Genomic DNA, 22948 nt, shown 5'->3' with positions numbered 1-22948 from the left:
GCTGAAAACAATTATAACGGGCCGGATGCCGGCTGCAAATCCCGGGCGCGTAATCCCGGACGGTTTTTGCGAAAATTCTTGCCGCTGATAATTGTGTGAACTTTCAGTGTCAGGCCGGGTCACCGCGGATTTTGCCGCATGCTGGCGGTACTGAGAGGTGGGCAGCGGTGCCGAAATCCCTGGCGGTATTCGCTACCGCACCGTCTGTCGTCGCGGTGTGCGGATACCGGCCATGACATTAATCGCGCCGGCATTTACGGACAGCGGCAACCCGGTTTCAGGTCATACCCGCCAGCCAAAGCCCGCTACGTGGCTGATATCCGACATGGCGTTTATCGCCGATTCACCATAACCGTGCGTGCCGGGCAGCGACTCAAGGATGAGGGGGGCGCGCCGTTATCCGGGCAGGGCGGATCAATGCGGTAAAGATCCTGCCGGACCGGGGCAAGGGGTGTGTCCCGCGGATTGCCTGTGTCTTATTTCATCATGTCCTTCCACAACAATATTCAGATCAAGACCCTGCTACGGGGCGCCATGGGAATCCTGTCGCTGCTGCTGTTGCTGGTCGGCGGGGCCGGCCTGTACGGCATCTCGCAGAGCAACGACGCGCTCAGGGAAACCTATGCCAACCAGCTTGGCTCGACCGTGGCGCTCAGCGACGCGATGCTGGCCACCACGCGCATGCGGCTGGCGCTGGACCGCAACGTGATGATGGGCGAGCAGGACGATCCCAAGGTCAACGTGGATCGCTCCCGCGTGTTCGTGGAGGCGTCGGACGCGGCATGGAAACGCTATATGAGCCTGCCGCAGAATGCAGAAGAGCAGGCGCTGGCGGCGGAACTGGGCAAGCAGCGCCAGGCCTTCATGGAGCAGGGCGTGCTGCCGCTGCAGGCGGCGTCGCTGGCGGGCAACCAGGAAGAGGCCGTGCGGCTGGCAAAGAAGGTTCTGCCTGACCTGCAGCGCAGCATGTCGAGCGCGCACGAGAAGCTGCAGAAGTTCCAGATGGCGGCGGGCGAGTCGAACTTTGCCGCGGCGCAGGCCAGCTTTGCGCGCATCCGCATGCTGTCGATCGTGATGATCGTGCTGGGCTTGGCGATTGCCGCGCTGTGCACGGTCACGCTGAACCGCGCCATCGTCGCGCCGGTGCAAGAGGCGCTGGCGGTGTTCGAGCGCATCGCCCGCGGCGACCTGACCGCGCGCATCACCAGCATCTCGAAGAACGAGATCGGGCGCATGATGCAGGCACTGGCGGCGATGCAGGCAAGCCTGTCGGGCATCGTTGCCGAAGTGCGCAGCGGCGCGGATTCGATGGCGTCGGCCACGCAGCAGATTTCCACCGGCAACCTGGACCTGTCGCAGCGCACCGAGGAACAGGCCTCGTCGCTGGAACAGACCGCCGCGAGCATGGAAGAGCTGACCACGGTGGTGCGCCAGAACGCCGACAACGCGCGCCAGGCCGGCGTGCTGGCAAGCGAGGCCTCGCAGATCGCGCTCAAGGGCGGCGACGTGGTGGGCCGCGTGGTTGACACCATGAACGAGATCAACGGCGCCTCGCGCAAGGTGGTGGAAATCATCAGCGTGATCGAGGGCATTGCCTTCCAGACCAATATCCTGGCGCTCAATGCCGCGGTGGAAGCGGCCCGCGCCGGCGAGCAGGGACGCGGCTTTGCCGTGGTGGCGGGCGAGGTGCGCAGCCTGGCGCAGCGCTCGGCCTCGGCCGCCAAGGAGATCGAGGCGCTGATCAGCGAGTCGGGCCAGCGCGTGGAGAGCGGCACCCGGCTGGTGGCCGAAGCCGGCCAGACCATGGGCGAGATCGTGCAGGCGGTGCGCCGGGTCACGGACATCATGAACGAGATCGGCGCCGCGTCGCAGGAGCAGACCAGCGGCATCGAGCAGGTCAGCCAGGCCGTGACCCAGATGGACCAGGTCACGCAGCAGAACGCCGCGCTGGTCGAAGAGGCTGCCGCCGCTGCCGGTGCGCTGGAAGAGCAGGCGCAGAAGCTCAAGAACGTGGTCTCGGTGTTCACGGTCGGCGCCGCAGCGGCGCCGGCCATGGCGGCACCGGCCATGGCGGCGCAGGCAGCGGCAAAGGCCGTGGCAAAGGCGGTGCCATCGGCAACGCCGGCAGCGCCTGCCGTCGCCGCTGCCAGCCGTGCGGCGCGCACCGCGGCGATGCGTGGCACGCCGGCCGCAGCTGCGAGCAAGCCGGCTAGTGGCCCTGCAAGTGGCCCTGCAAGCCGACCTGCAAGCGCACCGGCAGCAAGGCCGGCAGCACGGCCGGCACTGGCTGCGGCCGGCGGCGATGATGACTGGAGCGCGTTCTAACCCTGCGTTCGAGTCATTGCCCTGTTCACACGGCGACTGCAAGATGACATGATGCGGGGTTTGCCCCGCGTCCTGACCGTCTTCGCGCATCTTCATCATCATCGCGCAGCCCAATGATTGCCCTGAGTTCCGTCCTGTTGCTGCTGGCTGCCCTGCTGGGCGTAGCCGCCGCCCTTGGCGTTCGCGCCGGGCGCGCGGACCAGCCGGCCGGCAGCCGGTCGCTGCGCGTACTGACGTGGTCGGCGGCGCTGCTGTCGCAATTGAGCATCGGCATGCCGGTGCTGGTGGTGGGCCTGTCGGGTAGCGTGCCGGCCGTCCACGACACGGCGCAGCTGGCGGCCAGCTTTGCCGCCGCGGCGGCGGCCACCACGGCGGTCAAGCTGCTGGTGCAGTGGCTGCGCCAGGGCGCGCGCCTGTGGCGCGGCGCGGCGCTGATGGCGGTGGTGGCCGGGGCCGGGCTGGTCGCGGCCGCCGGCACGCACCTGGGGCGCTCGTGCGGCGCGGGCACGGTCACCGCGCGCGATTGCATCGACGCCGCCGGCCTGCCACATCCGGCCTGGCTGGCGGGCGGGCTGACCGCGCTGTGCGCGCTGCTCTTCGCGGTCCACCGGGCCCAGTCGCGCGGCTGGCTGCCGGCGCCGGCGCGCGCCGAAGCCGCGCTGGCCGATGAACTGGCCGATGACCTGCCCAGCCTGCACCGCGGCGCCGAGCCGCGGCTGGCGCGGCGCGGCGCGCGGGTTCCCGGGCGCCCGGGACGCCTGACCGTGCGTGCCGGGGCGCGCGGCCAGGACACGGTGGGCGAATACAGCGTGGCGACGGTGATGCCCGACCGCGTCGCGTTCGGCCGCTGGCTGGACCAGGCCATCGGCCACGCCCGCCTGGCCGAGACCGGCTGCGCCGTGCTGCTGATCCATATCGCCGATTACCGCGAAGTCGACGAGGTGTTCGAAGTCCGCGCCGACGATATCCTGGCCCAGGACGCCGGCGCGCTGGCTCAGGCGGTGCTGGAGCCGCACGACTTCCTGGCGCGGCTGGCGCGCGACGAGTTTGCCGTGGGCGTGCCCGAGCTGGTCCACCATGGCCGCGCGCAGGAACTGGGCTCGCGCATGCTGGGCTCGCTGGCGGAGTTCATCGCTGCGCGCGGGCTGCAGATGCAGATCGGCGTGAATATCGGCATCGCCATCTATCCGCGCGACGCGCATACCTCCGAAACGCTGATGCAGGCCGCCCGCGTCAGCCTCGCCGAAGCGCGCCAGAGCGGGTCGAACCAGGTGCGCCTGTTCAACAGCGCCGCCGGCGAGCGCGCGCGCCGCACCCGCGTGATCCGGCGCGACCTGTGGGTGGCGATCCAGGACGATACGCTGTCGCTGCAGTTCCAGCCCAAGTACGACGCGCGCCGCCGCACCGTGGTCGGCGCCGAGGCGCTCTGCCGCTGGCGCCATCCCGCGCTGGGCCAGGTCAGCCCCGCCGAGTTCATCGCCGTGGCCGAGCAGTCGGGCCAGATCGACAAGCTCGACGACTGGGTCCTGACCAGCGTGTGCCGCCAGGTGCGCCAGTGGCGCGACGCCGGCGTGCCGACCGTGCCGGTGGCGATCAATGTCTCGGGGCTGCGCTTTGCCAGCCGCAACTTCCCGCAATACCTGCTGGAGCAGATCCACCAGCACGACATCCCGCCCTCGGCGATCACTCTGGAAATCACCGAGACCGCGGCGATGAAGGACATCGGCAAGTCGCTGGAAACGCTGGCCGAGCTGCAGTCGCTGGGCATCCAGGTGGCGCTGGACGATTTCGGCAGCGGCTATTCCAGCCTGGGCTACCTCAAGCGGCTGCGCGTGGGCACGCTCAAGATCGACCGCACGCTGATCGGCGGGCTCGATACCGATGCGCAGGGGCGCGCCATCGTCGGTTCGATGGTGGCGCTGGCGCACGAGCTGCGCATGAAGGTGGTGGCCGAAGGCGTGGAATCGGCGTCGCAGCTGGAGATTCTCAACGAGATGGGGTGCGACGAGGTGCAGGGGTACCTGTTGTCGCTGCCGCTGGATGCTGGGGGGTTTGCGGAGGCGTTGCGGGGGCAGGCTGGGGGGTGATGTTTTTTTGCCCCCGGCCTTCCAACCCCCGCTTGCGTACTCCCTCTCCCGCTTGCGGGAGAGATCAACGCACGTCTTGCACTTGCCGACTTGCTCCGACGAACCGGGGCGTCGTCCCCGCGAAGGCGGGGACCCAGTGGCTTTCTGTCCCCCGAAGGGGGACTTTTAAGACGCTGGATTCCCGCCTTCGCGGGAATGACGGTGGCATTTGATTCTTTGGCGGTACTAGCAGAATCAATGGGTTAGTAAGGGTTCCTGGGTAGGGTTGGGGTGAGGGCGAGAGCGTCAACGAAGTGAAGGGCGTCGCCATTGCCACCGCTGGCCCTCACCCCCGCCCCTCTCCCGCGCGCGGGAGAGGGGCGCAAACAAGCGGGAGAGAACATGCCTTCGGTTTCGCCCGCGACAGCGCCCGCCAAGCGCGCAACCGGCCTGCATCCCCAAGGCCAAACTAAAGTCGTCCCGCCGCGCCGCCGATAACCACTCTGGCAGGCTGCCATGTTCGTGCGGCGGCTTGCGCCGGCCCATCCGTCGCCGGCCGCACCTTCCATCTTTCCTGGCGGACCCACCCGTTCCTGCACCTCCGGAGGCGCCCATGTCATTGCCCAGCATCCTCGTCGTCGACGATTCTCCCTCGCTACGCCGCATGATCGGCGCCTGCCTGCGGGCCGGAGGATTCGACGTGACCGAGGCCGCGGACGGCGACCAGGCGCATGCGCTGGCGCTCGCGGGCAACTTCGGCATGCTGGTTACCGACCAGGTCATGCCAGGCATGGACGGCCTGACGCTGATCCGCAGCCTGCGCGCGACGCCGCGCTATGCGCGCATGCCGATCCTGATGCTGACCACCGAGCAGGACGGCAACATCCGCGAGCAGGCCCGCGCCGCGGGCGCGTCGGGCTTCCTGCCCAAGCCGTTCGACCCGGACGGGCTGATGCAGGCCGTGGCCGCGCTGCTGGACGCGGCACCCCCTACGTCGGAAGGGTAAGGAAAGCGACGGCGTCGCCCTTCAGTCACCCCCGGATGCTGCCGTAAACACTGGTGGGCGAAGTCATGCCCCGGCGCTGCAGCGGCCCAGGCCGCTGCAGCGCCAGAGAAACCAGCATGAGCCAATTTTGGGGGGCTAGACCATGCAGCACATCGACAAGGCAGACGGCGCGGGCGAGGAGTTCCTGGCCTTTACCCTCGGCCGCGAGGAATACGGCGTCGATATCCTGAAGGTGCAGGAGATCCGCGGCTACGAGTCGGTCACCCAGATCGCGAATGCGCCCGACTACATCAAGGGCGTGATCAACCTGCGCGGCATCATCGTGCCGATCATCGACCTGCGCATCAAGTTCCGCCAGCCCAACGTCAGCTACGACCAGTACACGGTCGTGATCATCGTCGACCTGAACGAGCGCACCACCGGCATCGTGGTGGATGGCGTCTCCGACGTGCTCACGCTGAGCGCCGCGCAGATCAAGCCCACGCCGCACTTCTCCGGCGAACTGGCGACCGACTACATCCGCGGCCTGGGCTCGGTCGAGCAGCGCATGCTGATCCTGGTCGATATCGAGAAGCTGCTCAATACCGAAGAACTGGCCGCACTGGAAGCGGTGTCCTGATCCTGCCGCAGCGCCCCCCGCCGTCCGGCACGCGCCACCCGCGCGCCGGACCGAACCCGCCCGCGGTGCGGCCGCATGGACCCATGCGGCGCGCCACGGGCAAGCAGTACCGACATAGATGCGAAACAACCAACCCGTCACGCAGCGCGAGTACCAGCTGTCTCCCTCTGACTACCTGATCTCGCGCACCGACCTCAAGGGCCGTATCACCTTTGCCAACCGCACCTTCATCGAGGCCAGCGGCTTTACGGCAGAAGAATTGCTGGGCGCGCCGCATAACCTGGTGCGCCATCCCGACATGCCGCCCGAGGCCTTTGCCGACCTGTGGCAAGACCTGCAGGCCGGGCGCACGTGGATGGGCGTGGTCAAGAACCGCCGCAAGAACGGCGACTTCTACTGGGTCAATGCCACCGTGACGCCGACGCGCGTCGACGGCCGCGTGGTCGGCTACACCTCGGTGCGCTCGATGGCGACGCGCGAGCAGGTGCAGGCTGCGGCCGCTGCCTATGCGCGCTTGCGCGCGGGACGTGCCGACGGGCTGGCGATCCGTCATGGCGCGGTGGTGCGCACCGGCTTGCGTGGCCTGGCGCAGCGGCTGCTGCGGCTGAACCTGAAGCGCCGCATCCTGTGGGCGCAGGCCGGCGGCCTGGTGTGGTTCCTGGCCGCGCTGGTCGCGGTGGAAGCGCTGGGCGGCGCGGGCGCCGCGCCGTTGCGCCCGTGGCTGTGGGGCGGCTTTGCGCTGGCGCTGGCCTCGTCCTTCGCCGCCGGCACGATGCTGCTGGCGCGCGTGAACCGGCCGGTGCGCGACATGCTGGACTTCGCGCTGCGCATGGGCGCGGGCGACCTGACCACGCGCTTCGACCACCGCAGCACCGACGAGATCGGCGCGCTGGCGCAGGCGATGCAGACCATGCAGCGCAGCCTGCTGTCGGTGGTGCATGAGATCCAGGAAGGCATGGCCAGCATCTCGACCGCGACGCGCCAGGTGGCGGCGGGCAACAACGACCTGTCGCAGCGCACCGAGCAGCAGGCGGCGTCGCTGGAGCAGACCGCGTCGAGCATGGAAGAGCTGACCAGCACGGTGCGCCAGAACGCGGACAACGCGCGCCAGGCCAGCGGGCTGGCGGCCAACGCTTCGGACACTGCCGTGCGCGGCGGCGAAGTGGTGGGCCGGGTGGTGCAGACCATGGACGAGATCAACGATGCCTCGAAGAAGATCGTCGACATCATCGGCGTGATCGAGGGCATTGCGTTCCAGACCAATATCCTGGCGCTGAACGCTGCGGTGGAAGCGGCGCGCGCCGGTGAGCAGGGCCGCGGCTTCGCAGTGGTGGCGGGCGAGGTGCGCAGCCTGGCGCAGCGCAGCGCCAACGCGGCCAAGGAGATCAAGGGCCTGATCGGCGATACCGTGGCGCGCGTCGACAACGGCTCGGCGCTGGTTGGCCAGGCCGGCAAGACCATGGACGAGATCGTGCAGGCGGTCAAGCGCGTGACCGACATCATGGGCGAGATCAGCGCGGCGTCGGCCGAGCAGAGCTCGGGCATCGAACAGGTGAACCAGGCGGTCGCGCAGATGGATGAGGTGACGCAGCAGAACGCGGCGCTGGTCGAAGAAGCCGCCGCCGCGGCGGGCGCGCTGGAAGAACAGGCGCTGCGGCTACGCGATGCCGTGGCGACCTTCCGCGTCAGCATGCAGGCGGAGGTGCGCCCGCAGCGCCAGCCCGCGCAGGCGCGCGGCGCTGCGGCGCTGGCACCGGCCTAGGCACGGGACCAGCACGGTAGGGATCGAAGTGAAGGCAGCCGCGGCATACCGCGCTGCCAGCGTACACAGGGTGCGGCAGGCCGTGCCCGAGGCTTCAGTTACAAGGGGGAGTTGCTATGCATTGGTTCAATCAATTGCGCGTCACGACCAGGCTGGTTGCCGGATTCCTGGTCGTTGCCGTGATCGGCGCCGTGATGGGGCTGCTGGGCGTCGTCAACATGGGCCGCATGGCCGACTGGACCGGCAAGATCTACCACGACGACCTGCGCGCGCTGAAGGCGGTGCAGGACGCCAACATCAACCTGGTCTACGCCAGCCGCGCGCAGATCGCGCTGCTGTCGGCATCGACCATGGGCGAGCGCACGGTCGAGAAAGAGCAGATCGCCAAATCGCTGGCCGCGATGGATGAGCGCATCCGCCAGGTAGCCGGCGCCTTCGAGCGGCCGGAGGGCAAGGCGCTGGTCAAGCAGTACCAGGATCTGTCGCCGGCGTTCCGCGCGCGCATGGAAAAGTATGTTGAGCTGGTCAGCAAGCAGCCGCTGGATACCTCGCAGTTCGAGAGCCAGGTGTTCTCCGAAAGCGCTGACCTGCTCAAGGACAGCCACGCGCTGGAAGCGGTGATGCTGCAGATGGTCAAGCGCCGCGACGACCGCGCCCGCAACAACATGGAAGAAGCGCGCAGCGTCTACGACGAGACCCGGCTGTGGATGCTGGGCCTGGTGCTGGGCGGGCTGGCGCTGTCGGTGCTGCTCGGTGTGCTGCTGGCACGCGCGCTGTCGCGCCAGCTGGGCGGCGAGCCGGGCTATGCCGCGGCCATCGCCGCGCGCATTGCCGAGGGCGATTTCTCCTCGCCGGTGACCACGCGCGCCGGCGACAAGAGCAGCCTGGTCTATGCGATGCAGCAGATGCAGCAGCAGCTGTCGCGCATGGTGCGGGATTTCAAGGCCTCGGCCGAATCGATCGGCAGCGCCTCGCGCGAGATTGCCGCGGGCAACAACGACCTGTCGCAGCGCACCGAGCAGCAGGCGGCGTCGCTGGAGCAGACCGCGTCGAGCATGGAAGAGCTGACCAGCACGGTGCGCCAGAACGCGGACAACGCGCGCCAGGCCAGCGGGCTGGCGGCCAACGCTTCGGACACTGCCGTGCGCGGCGGCGAAGTGGTGGGCCGGGTGGTGCAGACCATGGACGAGATCAACGATGCCTCGAAGAAGATCGTCGACATCATCGGCGTGATCGAGGGCATTGCGTTCCAGACCAATATCCTGGCGCTGAACGCTGCGGTGGAAGCGGCGCGCGCCGGTGAGCAGGGCCGCGGCTTCGCAGTGGTGGCGGGCGAGGTGCGCAGCCTGGCGCAGCGCAGCGCCAACGCGGCCAAGGAGATCAAGGGCCTGATCGGCGATACCGTGGCGCGCGTCGACAACGGCTCGGCGCTGGTTGGCCAGGCCGGCAAGACCATGGACGAGATCGTGCAGGCGGTCAAGCGCGTGACCGACATCATGGGCGAGATCAGCGCGGCGTCGGCCGAGCAGAGCTCGGGCATCGAACAGGTGAACCAGGCGGTCGCGCAGATGGATGAGGTGACGCAGCAGAACGCGGCGCTGGTCGAAGAAGCCGCCGCCGCGGCGGGCGCGCTGGAAGAGCAGGCCAGCCGCCTGCAGTCCGCAGTGGCCACCTTCCGACTCGCCGCGGAGGACGAGCGCGCGGAGCGCTTCGAGGTGTTGCCGGCCGCCGCGACGGCGCCCGCCAGGGCCCAGCGCGCCGCGGGCGCAGTGCGTGCCATTGCCGCGGGCAAGCGTGCGGCCAAGCTGCCGATGGCAAAGGCGGAAGCCGCGAGCGCGGATGAAGCCCCGCACGACGCAGTCGAGCCGGCGCCAGCAAAGCCGGTGCCGCGCGCAGCGGCCGTGACGCCGCGGCCGGCCCTCGCCGCTGCCGACAACGGCGATTGGAGCGCGTTCTGAGTGTTGCCATGACGACCGACATCACCCTGGCCTTGCCGCAAGAGGACGCGGCCAGGCTGCGCAAGGAATTCGACCAGTTCATCGGGGTCTCGACCGGGCTGGACCGCGAGTTCCTGCCGCCCGAGTTCAATGACTTTTTGCGCGCGCGGCTGCTGCAGCATGACGGCCCGCTGACCGAGCGCGCGGTCTCGCGGCTGCTGTCCGGGGGTGAATACGGCTGGGCGCGCCGCGTGTTCGACAAGCAGTTGCCCAATGCACTGGCGGCGCTGATGCGCGATGCCCAGCGCTTCGGCTTTGGCCTGGCGGTGCAGCCCGGCTGGAGCGGCGAGCAGCGCCTCGCGCATGCGCGCGAATGGGCGGCGCAGGTGCTGGCCGAGTGCGGCGCCGACAGTGCCTATACCGAGGCCCTGGCGACGCAGGTGGCGCAGTCGGCGGAAGACCTGCGCGCGCTGGAAGAACGCATGCGCACGCCGGCCTGGCGCCTGGCCGAAAGCCTGCGCCAGCGTGCCTATGACCTGATGTACGCGCTGCAGACCGAAGACAACGAGGCCATCGGCCGCGCCCGCGTGGGCGAGCTGCGCGGCATGCTGGGGCTGGCGCTGGAGTATGGCTCGATGCAGCCGGACGAGGCCTCGCGCGTGCTGGAGCAGGTCGAGCGCGTGCGCCCGGCGCTGTTCCGCGAAGCGCCCGACGATGTCTTCGCGCGTCTCGCGGCATGGCTGCGCCGCCTGTTCGGACATTGAGGCTCGCACGGCAGGATCGGGCCGCAGCGAACCGCATCGCGTCGAAAGCTGTTCGCAAATTTTGGACAGTATTACGCACACCATGCGCAGCGATACACTCCGCGCGGCTTCGTCAATAGAGGAATCCAGCAGGCTACCGAACGCCGTCCCGCGGCGTTGGATGCAGAGGACGTTTGCTCGTGCTGTCTTGAGCGAAATCAAGCGTCAAACGTGTGACTTGTTACAAACTGTGCGCGGCCAATGTATGTTTCATGCGACATTTGGTTCCCCCCCGCGTAAGTAGGGATTGGCATTGCGGGGCGATTGCCGATATAAACGTAACAGTCTTACTTACACTCTGTAACACTTGTAACGGAGTTGATTACAGTTTGACACGGGCGTAGTTCCTTAGTCGTACGTTGTACCCGCCCAGCCGCATACAAACGATCTGGTCGCCGTACCCGCCGAGGGCAACGGTAAGCGCCGGACAAGCGGCTACGGTGGGTTTTGGTAGCGGGGATAAATTGGAAAGCAGTGAAGTTCTCCAGGAGATCAGGGAGGTTAACCTCGCCTATCTGCTGCTCGCGCAACGCCTGGTGCGCGAAAACCAGGTCGAAGCCATGTTCCGGCTCGGGGTCAGCAAGGAAATTGCGGATATCCTTGCCAAGCTGACGTCCGCGCAACTCGTCAAGCTGGCGGCATCCAACATGGTGCTGTGCAGGTTCCGCTTCGACGACCATGCGCTTCTGTCCACTCTCACCCACACGGCCAAGAGCCATGACATGCAGCAGATCCACGCCGCGATCCTGCTTGCACGTCAGCCTGTGGAGTCGATCAATTGACCGCGCTCCTGCAGGCCGAGCCTACCCGGAGCTATACGGCCACCTCCGTTCCCAGCCGCAAGAGCGTGCTCCAGGACGCCAACCAGACCCAGCTCGCGATCGAGCTGATCGGCCTGGGCGCGCGCCTGCAGGTGCTTGAAGCCGAGACCACGCTGTCGCGTGACCGGCTGATCCGCCTGTACAAGGAGCTGCGCGGCGTCTCGCCGCCCAAGGGCATGCTGCCCTTTTCGACCGACTGGTTCACCACTTGGCTGCCGAATATCCACTCGTCCCTGTTCTTCTCCGCCTACCAGTTCATGGTGCAGGAAGGCGAGACCGTGGGCATCCGCGCGGTGGTGGCGGCGTACCGCCTGTACCTCGAGCATGTTTCGCTGCTCGGCGGTGAAATTGTCTTAAGTTTCACGCGGGCCTGGACGTTAGTACGGTTCTTCGAGAGCAACATGCTGCAGCTGTCCCGGTGCACGTGTTGCGGCGGACAGTTTGTCACGCACGCGTATGAGCCGCACGCGAACTTCGTGTGCAGCCTGTGCCGTCCGCCGTCGCGCGCAGGGAAAGTGAAGAAGCTCTCGAAAGACGCCGCCGCCGTGCAGACCAGCGCCTGACCCTGGTCAAGGTCCGCCGGCTGGCAAGCTTGCTGCGCTGGCGGACGGATTCTCTCCGTGCGCCCGTGCAACGGGCCAATGAGCGTGGCTGACGCGCGTTTTTAGACGGGGATCCGATCGTGCTAGTAGTTCTTGGCTATGTCGTCGTGGTAGCGGCGGTGCTTGGCGGTTACGCCATGACCGGCGGCCATATGGGCGCGCTATATCAACCTGCGGAATTTGTGATCATCGGGGGCGCCGCCTTCGGGGCCTTCATCGCCACCAATACCGGCAAGGCCATCAAGGCCACGGCGCGCGCGCTGCCGGGCCTGTTCAAGAGTTCCAAGTACAAGAAAGAGCTGTACCTGGACGTCATGTCGCTGCTGTACGTGCTGCTGTCCAAGGCACGGCGCGAGGGCATCCTGTTCCTGGAAAAGGAAATCGCCGATCCCGCCGCCAGCAGCGTGTTCAGCCAGTACCCGCGCATTTTGTCGGATCCGGTGGTGATGGAATTCCTCACCGACTACCTGCGCATGATGGTCAACGGCAACATGAATGCGTTCGAGATCGAGGCCCTGATGGACCACGAGATCGAGACCTTCCGCCATGAAGCCGAGATCCCCGCCCATGCGCTGTCGCGCGTCGGCGATGGCCTGCCGGCGTTCGGCATCGTCGCCGCGGTGATGGGCGTGGTGCATGCGCTGGGCTCGGCCGACCTGCCGCCGGCGGAGCTGGGCGCGCTGATCGCGCACGCCATGGTCGGCACCTTCCTCGGCATCCTGCTGGCGTACGGCTTTATCTCGCCGCTGGCGGCGCGCATCGAGCTGCAGGTGTCCGAGAACGTCAAGGTCTACGAGTGCATCAAGGTGGTGCTGCTGGCCTCCCTGAACGGCTACGCGCCGCTGGTGGCGGTGGAATTCGGCCGCAAGGTGCTGTACTCCACGGTGCGTCCGTCGTTCCTCGAGCTCGACGACCACGTGCGTGAAGTCAAGAGCCTGAACTAAGCCGGCCGGCAACGCACGCAGCAAGGGGCACCACATGAGCAGCGCACACGATATGCGTCCGATCATCGTCCGCCGGGCGAAGTCGCACGCCCGGCCGCACGGCAACCACAGCTGGAAGATTGCCTACGCCGACTTCATGACGGCGATGATGGCGCTGTTCCTGGTGCTGTGGCTGCTGTCCAGTGCCAACAAGAAGACGCTGGAAGGCATTGCCGAATACTTCCGCATGCCGCTCAAGGTCGCCATCGTCGGCGGCGAGAAGAGCAGCCAGTCGCCCAGCGTGATCCCGGGCGGCGGGCTCGACGCGATGCGCAAGGACGGCGAAGTCATGCGTGCCCGCGACAACGATCCCAGCGACGAACAGCGCCGCAACGAGCAGCAGGAAGCGCAGCGCCTGCGCGCGCTCAAGCAGCGCCTGGAACAGATCATCGAGAACAACCCGGTGCTGCGCCAGTTCCGCCCGCAGCTGCTGCTGGACATCACCAGCGAAGGCCTGCGCATCCAGATCCTGGATACGCAGAACCGCCCCATGTTCCGCACCGGCAGCGCCACCGTCGAAAGCTATATGCGCACCATCCTGCGCGAGATCGGCCCGGTGCTGAACGAGCTGCCCAACAAGGTCAGCCTGTCCGGCCACACCGACGCGGCCAACTATTCCAACGGCGAGCGCACCTACAGCAACTGGGAACTGTCCGGCGACCGCGCCAACGCCTCGCGCCGCGAGCTGATCGCGGGCGGCATGCAGGAAGGCAAGGTGCTGCGCGTGCTGGGCCTGGCCGCGACCATGCCGCTGGACAAGCAAGACCTGCTCGCGCCGATCAACCGCCGCATCAGCATCGTGGTGCTGAACCAGAAAGCGCAGGCGCGCTTCGAGGCCGAGAACGCCAGCGCGGCCGAGGTCACGGTGGCGGCGCAGGCCGGCAAGGCCGCGCAGGAGATGCAGGCCGGGCTGGCCGCGGCGTCGGGACCCGAGGCGGCTCCAAGAGGCAAATCACCATGAAGCGCGATGGTTGTCGTTCCCGCGCAGGCGGGAACCCAGTGACTTTCTCTTTTTCGCCGACTGGGAAAAAGACGCTGGATTGCTCGCTGTCGCTCACCCTTCGGGCCGTCCTCCGGACGTCCAATGCGCATCCGCGCATTGTCCCGCCTGCGCGGGAATGACGGGGTTGTTGTTGCGCTGTCGCGAAATAGTGAATAACCGCAAGTGACTCAGGACGCCATGTCTGTCGATATCGATATCACTCAGTTTTACCAGACCTTCTTCGAGGAAGCGGAAGAGCTGCTCGTCGAAATGGAGCAGCTGCTGCTCGGCCTGGACATCGAGGCGCCCGATCCCGAGCACCTGAACGCGATCTTCCGCGCCGCGCATTCGATCAAGGGCGGTGCCGCCACCTTCGGCTTCGCGGCGCTGACCGAGACCACCCATATCTTCGAGAACCTGCTGGACCGCACGCGCCGGCAGGAACTGGCGTTGACCAGGACCATCATCGACACCTTTCTGGAAACCAAGGACGTGTTGCAAGACCAGCTCAACGCCTACCGCAACGGCACCGAACCCGATCCGGAAACGCTGAAGCGCATCTGCGCCGTGCTGCAGCAGTTGGCACAGGAAGCCGCCGGCCATGACGCGGCCCCCGCGCCCGTTGCCGCGCCTGCGCCCGTTGCTGCCGCAGCGCCCGCAGCCGCGCCAGCCGCCGGCGGCCTGAAGATCCGGCTGATCAAGGTATCGGCGTCGGACCAGGCGCTGCTGCGCGAAGAGCTGGCCAACCTGGGCGAGATCACCGGGCAGCAGGAGACCAACGGCGAACTGGTGGTGTGGCTCAACACCCAATGCAGCGCCGACGACATCATCGCGGTGTGCTGCTTCGTGATCGACATCGACCAGATCGTGATCGAAGCCGCGGCCGACGCGCCGGAGGCGGCGCCGGCCCAGGCCGAGGTTGCCGCTCCCGCGCCCGCACCAGTGGCCGCGGCACCGGCTCCGGCCCCGGCCGCGCCGGCCGCGCGTGAAAAAGCCAAGGCCGCGCCGGCCCCCGCGCCCGCGCACGGCGAAGGCTCGATCCGCGTGCCCACCGAGAAAGTCGACCAGATCATCAACCTGGTGGGCGAGCTGGTGATCACGCAGTCGATGCTGGCGCAGACCGCGTCGTCGCTGGATCCGGTGCTGTTCGACCGCCTGTTCTCCGGCATGGGCCAGCTCGAGCGCAACGCGCGCGACCTGCAGGAAGCGGTGATGTCGATCCGCATGATGCCGATGGACTATGTGTTCTCGCGCTTCCCGCGGCTGGTGCGCGACCTGGCCAGCAAGCTCGGCAAGCAGATCGACCTGGTTACCTTCGGCAAGGCCACCGAGCTCGACAAGAGCCTGATCGAACGCATCATCGATCCGCTCACGCACCTGGTGCGCAACAGCCTGGACCACGGCATCGAGACTCCCGACAAGCGCATCGCCGCCGGCAAGGATCCGACCGGCCAGCTGATCCTGTCCGCGCAGCATCACGGCGGCAATATCGTCATCGAGGTCAGCGACGACGGCGGCGGCCTGAACCGCGAGCGCATCCTGGCCAAGGCGATCCAGAACGGCCTGCCGGTGTCCGAGACCATCACCGATGAGGAAGTCTGGCAGCTGATCTTCGCGCCGGGCTTTTCCACCGCCGAAGTCATTACCGACGTGTCCGGCCGCGGCGTGGGCATGGACGTGGTCAAGCGCAACATCCAGGAGATGGGCGGGCATGTGCAGATCAGCTCGCGCCCGGGCCTGGGCACCACCATCCGCATCGTGCTGCCGCTGACGCTGGCCATCCTGGACGGCATGTCGGTCAAGGTGGGCGAAGAGACCTTCATCCTGCCGCTGAACTGCGTGATGGAGTCGCTGCAGCCCAAGGCCGAAGACGTCCATACCGCGGCCAACTCGGACCGCGTCATGCACGTGCGCGGCGAGTACCTGCCGCTGCTGGAGATGCACCGCGTGTTCAACGTGGCCGGCGCGCTGCAGGAGCCCACGCAGGGCATCGCCGTGATCCTGCAGGCCGAAGGCAAGCGCTTTGCGCTGCTGGTGGACCAGCTGATCGGCCAGCACCAGGTGGTGCTGAAGAACCTGGAAACCAACTACCGCAAGGTGCCGTGCATTTCCGCGGCCACCATCCTTGGCGACGGCAGCGTGGCGCTGATCGTCGATGTCGGCGCGCTGCAGCGCACCGGCGTGCGCCGGCAGGAACCGGCGCTGCAGCAGTAATCGTCCCATCACAGGAGAACAAGAGATCATGGCCGGCATCGGACACATCGATACCCCCGGAAGCGACGCTTCGGGCCAGGAGTTCCTGGTCTTCACGCTGGGGTCGGAGGAATACGGCATCGACATCCTCAAGGTGCAGGAGATCCGCAGCTACGAGACCGTCACGCGCATCTCCAGCGCGCCCGACTTCATCAAGGGCGTGACCAACCTGCGCGGCGTGATCGTGCCCATCGTCGACCTGCGCCTGAAGTTCCGCCTGGGCAACGTGCGCTACGACCACCAGACCGTGGTCATCATCCTCAACGTCGCCGGCCGCGTGGTCGGCATCGTGGTGGATGGCGTGTCGGACGTGCTGACGCTGACCGGCGAGGCGATCAAGCCCGCGCCGGAGTTCGGCGTATCGATCTCGACCGAGCACCTGACCGGCCTGGGCACCATCGACGGCCGCATGCTGGTGCTGATCGACATCGAGAAGCTGATGACCAGTCCCGAGATGTCACTGGTCGAAGCCGAGTACGCCTGACGCCGGATCTACTGATGGTTCCGAACATCACCGCTCCTCTTTTTGCTCGTCGTTCCCGCGCAGGCGGGAACCCAGTGGCTTTAAAGACGCTGGATTCCCGCCTGCGCGGGAATGACAGTGGTGATTCCTGCGTTATCGCGAATTCGGAACATCGCAATAACGAAAGCCTGCACCATCTCCAGCCATGACGCCGTTCCGCACCGCCGCCAGCGCACCCGCTCACAGCGGGTCGGCCCCCACGCCGGCCGCCCTGCTGCGGCGCGACGACGCGCGCGACTTCCTGCTGACCGAGCGCGACTTCGAGCAGATCCGCGCGCTGATCCACCGCCGCGCCGGGATCTCGCTGGGCAGCCACAAGCGCGAAATGGTCTACAGCCGCCTGGCGCGCCGGCTGCGCACGCTGCAGCTGACCGACTTTGCCTCGTACCTGGCACTGCTGGAAGCGGATGACCGCTCGCCGGAGTGGGAGTTCTTCACCAACGCGCTGACGACCAACCTGACCTCGTTCTTCCGCGAGGCGCACCACTTCCCGCTGCTGGCGGAGCATGCCAAACAGGTAGGCCGGCCCTACAGCGTCTGGTGCTCGGCTGCGTCCACCGGCGAAGAACCGTACTCGATCGCCATCACGCTGGCCGAGGCGCTGGGCGACCGTGCCGGCACGGTGCTGGCCACCGATATCGACACCCAGGTACTGGCCAAGGCCCGCAGCGGCGTCTATTCCGCCGACCAGGTGGCGCGGCTGTCGCCGGAACGGCTCAAGCGCTTCTTCCTGAAGGGCACCGGCCCGCGCACCGGCTCGGTCAAGGTCAAGCCGGAACTGGCCGCCACCATCGCGTTCGAGCCGCTCAACCTGCTCGCGCCCGACTGGGGCATCCGCGAGCAGTTCGATGCCATCTTCTGCCGCAACGTGATGATCTACTTCGACAAGCCGACCCAGGGCCGCATCCTGGAGCGCTTTGTGCCGCTGCTCAAGCCGCACGGGCTGCTGTTCGCCGGCCATTCGGAGAACTTCTCCTACGTCACGCGCGCGTTCCAGCTGCGCGGGCAGACCGTTTATGAACTGGCGCAGTCCGCGCAGTCGGTAACCGCTCGGGGCAGGCCCTGATGCGCACGCCCCACCTGCCCGAAGCGCTGGCCACGCGCACGTACTTCGACCGCGAGTTCGGCAAGCAGGCCATCAAGCTGCTGCCCAACGAGTACTACGTGACGCGCGAAGACGTGGTGCTGACCACCGTGCTGGGCTCTTGCGTGGCCGCCTGCATCCGCGACGAGGTGGCCGGCGTCGGCGGCATGAACCACTTCATGCTGCCGGACGATGAGGGCGCCAGCGGCAGCGCCGACCGCATGCTGTCGCCGTCGATGCGCTACGGCAGCTATGCGCTGGAAGTGCTGATCAACGAACTGCTCAAGATGGGCGCGCGCCGCGAACGGCTGGAGGCCAAGGTTTTCGGCGGCGGCGCGGTACTGGCCAACATGACCACGCTGAACATCGGCGACCGCAACGCGGACTTTGTGCTGCGCTACCTGAAGGCCGAAGAGGTGCGCGTGGCGGCGCAGGACCTGCGCGGCCCGCATGCGCGCCGCGTCAGTTATTTCCCGATCGGCGGGCTGGCGCTGGTGCGCCGCCTGACGCGGCAGGACGACCAGGTTTCGGTGGCGCGCGACGAACGCGCGCTGGCACGGGCCATTGCCACCTCGGCGCGCGAACCGTCGCGCTCGCCGGAACTGTTTGCGCGGCAGCCGTACCCGCGCCAGCTTCCCTGAAACCCTACAAGCACGACCAATCATGACTGCCGCCAAGATCAAGGTGCTCTGCGTGGATGATTCCGCGCTGATCCGCAGCCTGATGACGGAGATCATCAACAGCCAGCCCGACATGGAAGTGGTCGGCACCGCGCCCGACCCGCTGGTGGCGCGCGACCTGATCAAGCGCCTGAACCCCGACGTGCTGACGCTCGACGTCGAAATGCCGCGCATGGACGGCCTGGACTTTCTGGAGCGGCTGATGCGGCTGCGGCCGATGCCGGTGCTGATGGTGTCGTCGCTGACCGAGCGCGGATCGGAGATCACCATGCGCGCGCTGGAGCTGGGCGCGGTGGACTTCGTCACCAAGCCCAAGCTGGGCATCCGCGACGGGCTGCTCGAATACACCGACACCATTGCCGACAAGCTGCGCGCCGCGTCGCGCGCGCGCGTGCGCGCGGCCACGCCGCCGGCCGTGCCGTCCACCACCGGCACGGCGCCGGTGCCGATGCTGCGCAGCCCGCTGCTGTCGACCGAGAAGCTGATCATCCTGGGCGCCTCCACCGGCGGCACCGAAGCCATCAAGGAATTCCTGATGCCGCTGCCGCCCGACAGCCCCGCGGTGCTGATCGTCCAGCATATGCCGGCCGGCTTTACGCGTTCATTCGCGCAGCGGCTGGACGGACTGTGCCGCATCACGGTCAAGGAAGCCGAGCACGGCGAACGCGTGCTGCCGGGCCATGCGTATATCGCGCCGGGCGACTCGCACCTGCTGCTGGCCCGCAGCGGCGCCAACTACGTCGCGCACCTGTCGCAGGAAGCACCGGTCAACCGCCATCGCCCGTCGGTCGACGTGCTGTTCGATTCGGCCGCGCAGCACGGCGGCAAGAACGTGATCGGCGTGATCCTGACCGGCATGGGCCGCGACGGCGCGCGCGGCATGCTGCGCATGCGCGAGGCCGGCGCCTACAACCTGGCGCAGGACGAACAGAGTTGCATCGTATTCGGCATGCCGAAGGAGGCGATCGCCGCCGGCGGCGTGCATGAAGTCGTGCCGTTGCCGGCGATGACCCAGCGCGTCATGGCGCGCCTGGCCACCTACGGCACGCGCGCGCAACGGGTCTAAGCGAGCCGGCAAGCCGAAACAACAAAGCCGGACCCACAAGCCATCACTGCATTTACTGGAGTCTTTAAAGTGGACAAGAACATCAAGATCCTGGTCGTGGACGATTTCCCGACCATGCGCCGGATCATCCGCAACCTGCTCAAGGAGCTGGGTTTCGTCAACGTCGAAGAAGCCGAGGACGGCGCCGCCGGCCTGGAAAAGGCCAAGGACGGCAGCTTCCAGTTCGTGATCTCGGACTGGAACATGCCCAATATGGACGGCCTGTCGATGCTGCAGGCCATCCGCGCCGACGCCAACATCGGCAAGATCCCAGTGCTGATGGTCACCGCCGAGGCCAAGAAGGAAAACATCATCGCCGCGGCCCAGGCCGGCGCCAACGGCTACGTGGTCAAGCCGTTCACGGCCGCCACGCTGGACGAGAAGATCACCAAGATCTTCGAAAAACTCGGCGGCTGAGGCGGAGGCGCGTTTGTCATGACCCCCACCCTGAGCAACGATTCCGCCGAACAACTGATCCTGCGTATCGGCAACCTGACGCGCATGCTGCGCGACAACATGCGCGAGCTCGGCCTGGACAAGGAAATCGAGCGCGCCGCGCAGGCCATCCCCGACGCGCGCGACCGCCTCAACTACATCGCCGCGATGACCGAGCAGGCCGCCGAGCGCACGCTCAACGCGGTCGAACTGGCGCAGCCGATCCAGTCCGACATCGAACAGCAGGCCGAAACGCTGGACAAGCGCTGGGCCGCGTGGTTCGACCAGCCGGTGGAACTGGCCGACGCCCGCTCGCTGGTGCTGGACACCCGCGCCTTCCTGTCCGAGGTGCCGGGCCAAGCCCGCGCCACCAACAGCCACCTGCTCGACATCATGATGGCGCAGGACTTCCAGGACCTGACCGGCCAGGTCATCAAGAAGATGATGGACATGATCCGCACGCTGGAGCAGGAACTGCTGCAGGTGCTGATCGACAACGTGCCGTCCGAGCGGCGCGTGGAAGCGCCGGCGCCGTCGACGCTGATGAATGGTCCGCAGGTGAATCCGGAAGGCAAGCCGGACGTGGTGTCGGACCAGGCGCAGGTGGATGATCTGCTGGCGAGCCTCGGCTTTTGACGTTTCCCGTCAAGGCTTGCATTGCTCGCTGTCCGGGCCGCCGTAGCGGTTCTCCAGATCGGTAATCGGCCGCGGACCTAAGTGACCGTCGTCCCCGCGAAAGCGGGGACCCAGTGACTTTCAACGACGCTGGATTCCCGCTTTCGCCCGCTCGGTTCCTTACGCCCCCTCGGCGAGTACCGCAGCCTCGAGCCACCGCTTGATGGTCTCCATATGGCGGCCTTCGGCGAGATGCGCGTCGCCAAAGCTGCGTGCCATTTCCTCGTGGCCACTGGCCTGCGCCAGCTTGATCAGCAGCTCCCACCCGGCGTTATCCGTCATCTCGGCCGTCAGCACCGCGCTCAGGCATTGCGGCAGTGAGGTCCGCGGATCCGCAATCACCTTCAGGACCCCCGACGAGGCCACCGCGCTGGTGTCGGCACACGGCGTCATCGCGGTCGGATCGGCGCCGATCTCTCGCATCGCCGCCTCCACCAAGGCGAAATGCTGCGCCTCCTCGTCGTGGAACTGCTGCATCGTCGCCAGCATGTCCGGATCGATGGCTGCCGCGTCAAACTGCGGCGCCCGGGCCAGCAGCGACTCGTACAACCGCGTGCCGGTACGTTCGAAGGCGAGCCGCTCCGCCAGTTTGTCGATCAGCACTTCGGGGGCGTTGCCGGTCGCCTTGTCGACGGTGGTCGCCACCATGCCCTTGACGCTGGCTGGCAGCGGCACCGAGCCGATGCGGCCGGCCTCCATGGTCAGCGCCGCGCGCAGCGCATCCGCCAGCATCGGCGAGCCGGCCTTGTCGGTCGGATTGCTGGCCGACGACGGGCTGTCGCTGCCCATGGCGTCGGCGTAACGCTGCATCGCTTCGGTATCCAGTGGCGACATCATCGTTCCGGTGCGGTTCATTCCCATCTTGACGGTGCGTTCCATATGCTTAGCTCCTGTATCCATGTCTTGCGCGTACGGTCTTGCGCGTCGCGCTTGCCGCAGGTCATGCCGATGCCGTCAGGCCGCCTTGCGTAGTCGCACCAGCTCCGTTCCCGGAGTCCAGACATAGCCTTCCGAGACGATGCGTGACGGCGAACCGTCCGTGTTCATCTGCTCGCGATAAGCCACCGAGGCCGGACTGTCCTGTTCCAGCGGCACAAAGTCCTTGCCGTTGGCACGCAAGTTGACCTCGCTGGCCAATACCTTGCGCACATAATCGCGCTGGCTGGAGAAATCCACCGGCTTGGGAAGCTCGCCGGAGAGCAGCTCCGCCGGATCCCGGTTCTCATGGCGCTTCAGCATCTCGCAAGCAAGGTTCAGGTGGCCGAGCTCATAGTCCAGGAAACGCTCCCAGATCGCCTTGATTCTCGGGTTGGTTTCCTGCTCCACGCAGCTGTAGTAGTTGTAGGCCTCCATGGCTTCGTGGATCACCCATTTCTCGATCATGCTCTCGTCAGGGTCGGTCAGCGATCCGTACTGGGTGACGTGCTGCTCTTCGATCGAGGCAATCTCCGCATAGAGCTGGCGCGCGATCGGGTCGGTAAAGGTCGGCCCGATATTCATGTAGTAGTCATGGGTCTGGTATTCCGCCGCGGTGATCATGGCGGCATGGATTTTCGTAATCAGCGCGGCGGTAGCGCGGTCGTAGCTTTCGCGCACGTCGTCCTGCGGCGCGCGATGCTCGACCCAGGTGGGACGGCCCGGCACGATGTCGGTGTACCCCTGCGTAATATTGTTGGCATCCTTGCCTTCCAGGCGGTCGAGCAAGGCGCTGTAGCGATACAGGTGATCGAAATCCTCCAGCAGGCCGAAGCGATACGCCTGCGCCTGGTACGGATCCGGCTCCGTCTGCGCCACCGCGGCCGTGACTTCGATGGCGACCTGCTCATAGCCGATTGTCGTTTCCAGCGGGGAATGATCCGCGCCGATCAGCCAGTTGATCGTCGTCGCCTGATGCTGCTCGATGCGCCGCACCTGCGCCAGCTCGGTACGCAGTTCGCGGTTGCACCTTGCCATGATGTGCTTGAGCCGCAGTGCATCGAGCTCCAGCCCGTTCATCAGGATGATCCGCACGCGGGTGAAGGCGTCGTCGTCCAGTTTGCTGATCGGCGTTGGCGTGATGTCCTTCCATGTGAACCGCTGCTGCCCCAACGGACAGCCTTTGGCATCCAGCAAGCTAGTGAGAGTTTCCATGAAGCCTCCTTGGTTCGACCCCGCGACGGGAAAGTGCAGGTGACGAGAGCGTTCAGATTCGGATGGCGACGGCGTATGCAAGCCTTGTGCCGGTAGCCGGGTCGGTCTTCCTGGCATAACCTGATGGCGTGTTCAGGCTGACTGCCGGATTACCGTG

At 66.8% G+C, this 22948-nt stretch carries 20 protein-coding genes; 18 read left to right on the top strand and 2 right to left on the bottom strand.

Annotated features, from left to right (window positions below):
• The first annotated feature begins 486 nt into the window (after window positions 1-486).
• From LIN44_RS22775 to cheZ, 18 genes are all read left to right on the top strand, one after another.
• Window positions 487-2325: a methyl-accepting chemotaxis protein gene (locus tag LIN44_RS22775; RefSeq protein WP_227316404.1), complete on the top strand. Its 1839-nt coding sequence runs from the start codon at window positions 487-489 to the stop codon at window positions 2323-2325.
• A 113-nt stretch (window positions 2326-2438) separates the two neighbouring features.
• Window positions 2439-4412, top strand: coding sequence for a bifunctional diguanylate cyclase/phosphodiesterase (locus tag LIN44_RS22770; RefSeq protein ID WP_227314545.1), 1974 nt, complete (start codon window positions 2439-2441; stop codon window positions 4410-4412).
• Window positions 4413-5004: 592 nt separating this feature from the next.
• Window positions 5005-5397 carry a response regulator gene (locus LIN44_RS22765; protein WP_227314544.1) on the top strand — a complete coding sequence of 131 codons (393 nt, stop codon included), beginning with the start codon at window positions 5005-5007 and terminating at the stop codon, window positions 5395-5397.
• Window positions 5398-5539: 142 nt separating this feature from the next.
• Window positions 5540-6016, top strand: a complete 477-nt coding sequence (locus tag LIN44_RS22760; protein WP_112777275.1) for a chemotaxis protein CheW — start codon at window positions 5540-5542, stop codon at window positions 6014-6016.
• A 118-nt stretch (window positions 6017-6134) separates the two neighbouring features.
• Complete coding sequence (locus LIN44_RS22755) at window positions 6135-7778, top strand: PAS domain-containing methyl-accepting chemotaxis protein (protein WP_227314543.1); 1644 nt, start codon at window positions 6135-6137, stop codon at window positions 7776-7778.
• 116 nt (window positions 7779-7894) lie between these two features.
• Window positions 7895-9736 (top strand): methyl-accepting chemotaxis protein, encoded by a 1842-nt coding sequence (locus LIN44_RS22750; RefSeq protein WP_227314542.1) that lies wholly within the window; start codon window positions 7895-7897, stop codon window positions 9734-9736.
• 8 nt (window positions 9737-9744) lie between these two features.
• Window positions 9745-10479: a DUF4088 family protein gene (locus tag LIN44_RS22745; protein ID WP_227314541.1), complete on the top strand. Its 735-nt coding sequence runs from the start codon at window positions 9745-9747 to the stop codon at window positions 10477-10479.
• A gap of 503 nt (window positions 10480-10982) precedes the next feature.
• A complete protein-coding gene (flhD, locus tag LIN44_RS22740) occupies window positions 10983-11300 on the top strand; it encodes a flagellar transcriptional regulator FlhD (protein WP_092316109.1) in 318 nt (105 codons plus the stop codon).
• The gene (flhC, locus tag LIN44_RS22735) at window positions 11297-11902 is read left to right on the top strand and encodes a flagellar transcriptional regulator FlhC (protein ID WP_116297411.1); all 606 of its coding nucleotides are present in this window, start codon (window positions 11297-11299) and stop codon (window positions 11900-11902) included. The genes flhD and flhC overlap by 4 nt, the downstream gene beginning before the upstream one ends.
• A 119-nt stretch (window positions 11903-12021) precedes the next feature.
• The gene (motA, locus tag LIN44_RS22730) at window positions 12022-12885 is read left to right on the top strand and encodes a flagellar motor stator protein MotA (RefSeq protein WP_227314540.1); all 864 of its coding nucleotides are present in this window, start codon (window positions 12022-12024) and stop codon (window positions 12883-12885) included.
• A 34-nt stretch (window positions 12886-12919) separates the two neighbouring features.
• Window positions 12920-13885, top strand: coding sequence for a flagellar motor protein MotB (gene motB, locus LIN44_RS22725; protein ID WP_227314539.1), 966 nt, complete (start codon window positions 12920-12922; stop codon window positions 13883-13885).
• Window positions 13886-14104: 219 nt separating this feature from the next.
• On the top strand, window positions 14105-16120 hold the full coding sequence (gene cheA, locus LIN44_RS22720) for a chemotaxis protein CheA (RefSeq protein ID WP_227314538.1): 2016 nt from the start codon (window positions 14105-14107) through the stop codon (window positions 16118-16120).
• Window positions 16121-16148: 28 nt separating this feature from the next.
• Window positions 16149-16643 carry a chemotaxis protein CheW gene (locus LIN44_RS22715; protein WP_227314537.1) on the top strand — a complete coding sequence of 165 codons (495 nt, stop codon included), beginning with the start codon at window positions 16149-16151 and terminating at the stop codon, window positions 16641-16643.
• A gap of 184 nt (window positions 16644-16827) precedes the next feature.
• A complete protein-coding gene (locus LIN44_RS22710) occupies window positions 16828-17748 on the top strand; it encodes a CheR family methyltransferase (RefSeq protein WP_227314536.1) in 921 nt (306 codons plus the stop codon).
• Window positions 17748-18407 (top strand): chemoreceptor glutamine deamidase CheD, encoded by a 660-nt coding sequence (gene cheD, locus LIN44_RS22705; RefSeq protein ID WP_227314535.1) that lies wholly within the window; start codon window positions 17748-17750, stop codon window positions 18405-18407. The genes LIN44_RS22710 and cheD overlap by 1 nt, the downstream gene beginning before the upstream one ends.
• 22 nt (window positions 18408-18429) lie before the next feature.
• On the top strand, window positions 18430-19512 hold the full coding sequence (locus tag LIN44_RS22700) for a chemotaxis response regulator protein-glutamate methylesterase (RefSeq protein WP_227314534.1): 1083 nt from the start codon (window positions 18430-18432) through the stop codon (window positions 19510-19512).
• 69 nt (window positions 19513-19581) lie between these two features.
• The gene (gene cheY, locus LIN44_RS22695) at window positions 19582-19968 is read left to right on the top strand and encodes a chemotaxis response regulator CheY (protein WP_018004712.1); all 387 of its coding nucleotides are present in this window, start codon (window positions 19582-19584) and stop codon (window positions 19966-19968) included.
• Window positions 19969-19986: 18 nt separating this feature from the next.
• A complete protein-coding gene (gene cheZ / locus LIN44_RS22690) occupies window positions 19987-20622 on the top strand; it encodes a protein phosphatase CheZ (RefSeq protein WP_116384234.1) in 636 nt (211 codons plus the stop codon).
• A gap of 159 nt (window positions 20623-20781) precedes the next feature.
• Here the strand turns inward: cheZ and LIN44_RS22685 are convergent, their stop codons facing one another.
• Window positions 20782-21540, bottom strand: a complete 759-nt coding sequence (locus LIN44_RS22685) for a ferritin-like domain-containing protein (protein WP_227314533.1) — start codon at window positions 21538-21540, stop codon at window positions 20782-20784.
• A 75-nt stretch (window positions 21541-21615) separates the two neighbouring features.
• Window positions 21616-22791, bottom strand: a complete 1176-nt coding sequence (locus LIN44_RS22680; RefSeq protein ID WP_227314532.1) for a hypothetical protein — start codon at window positions 22789-22791, stop codon at window positions 21616-21618.
• Between the last annotated feature and the right edge of the window lie 157 nt (window positions 22792-22948).

It is taken from the genome of Cupriavidus sp. MP-37, from assembly GCF_020618415.1.
In the GTDB taxonomy this organism is placed as follows: Bacteria; Pseudomonadota; Gammaproteobacteria; order Burkholderiales; family Burkholderiaceae; genus Cupriavidus.
Note: the sequence above shows the minus strand (reverse complement) of the source record. Positions and strands in the feature narration are given on the sequence as shown.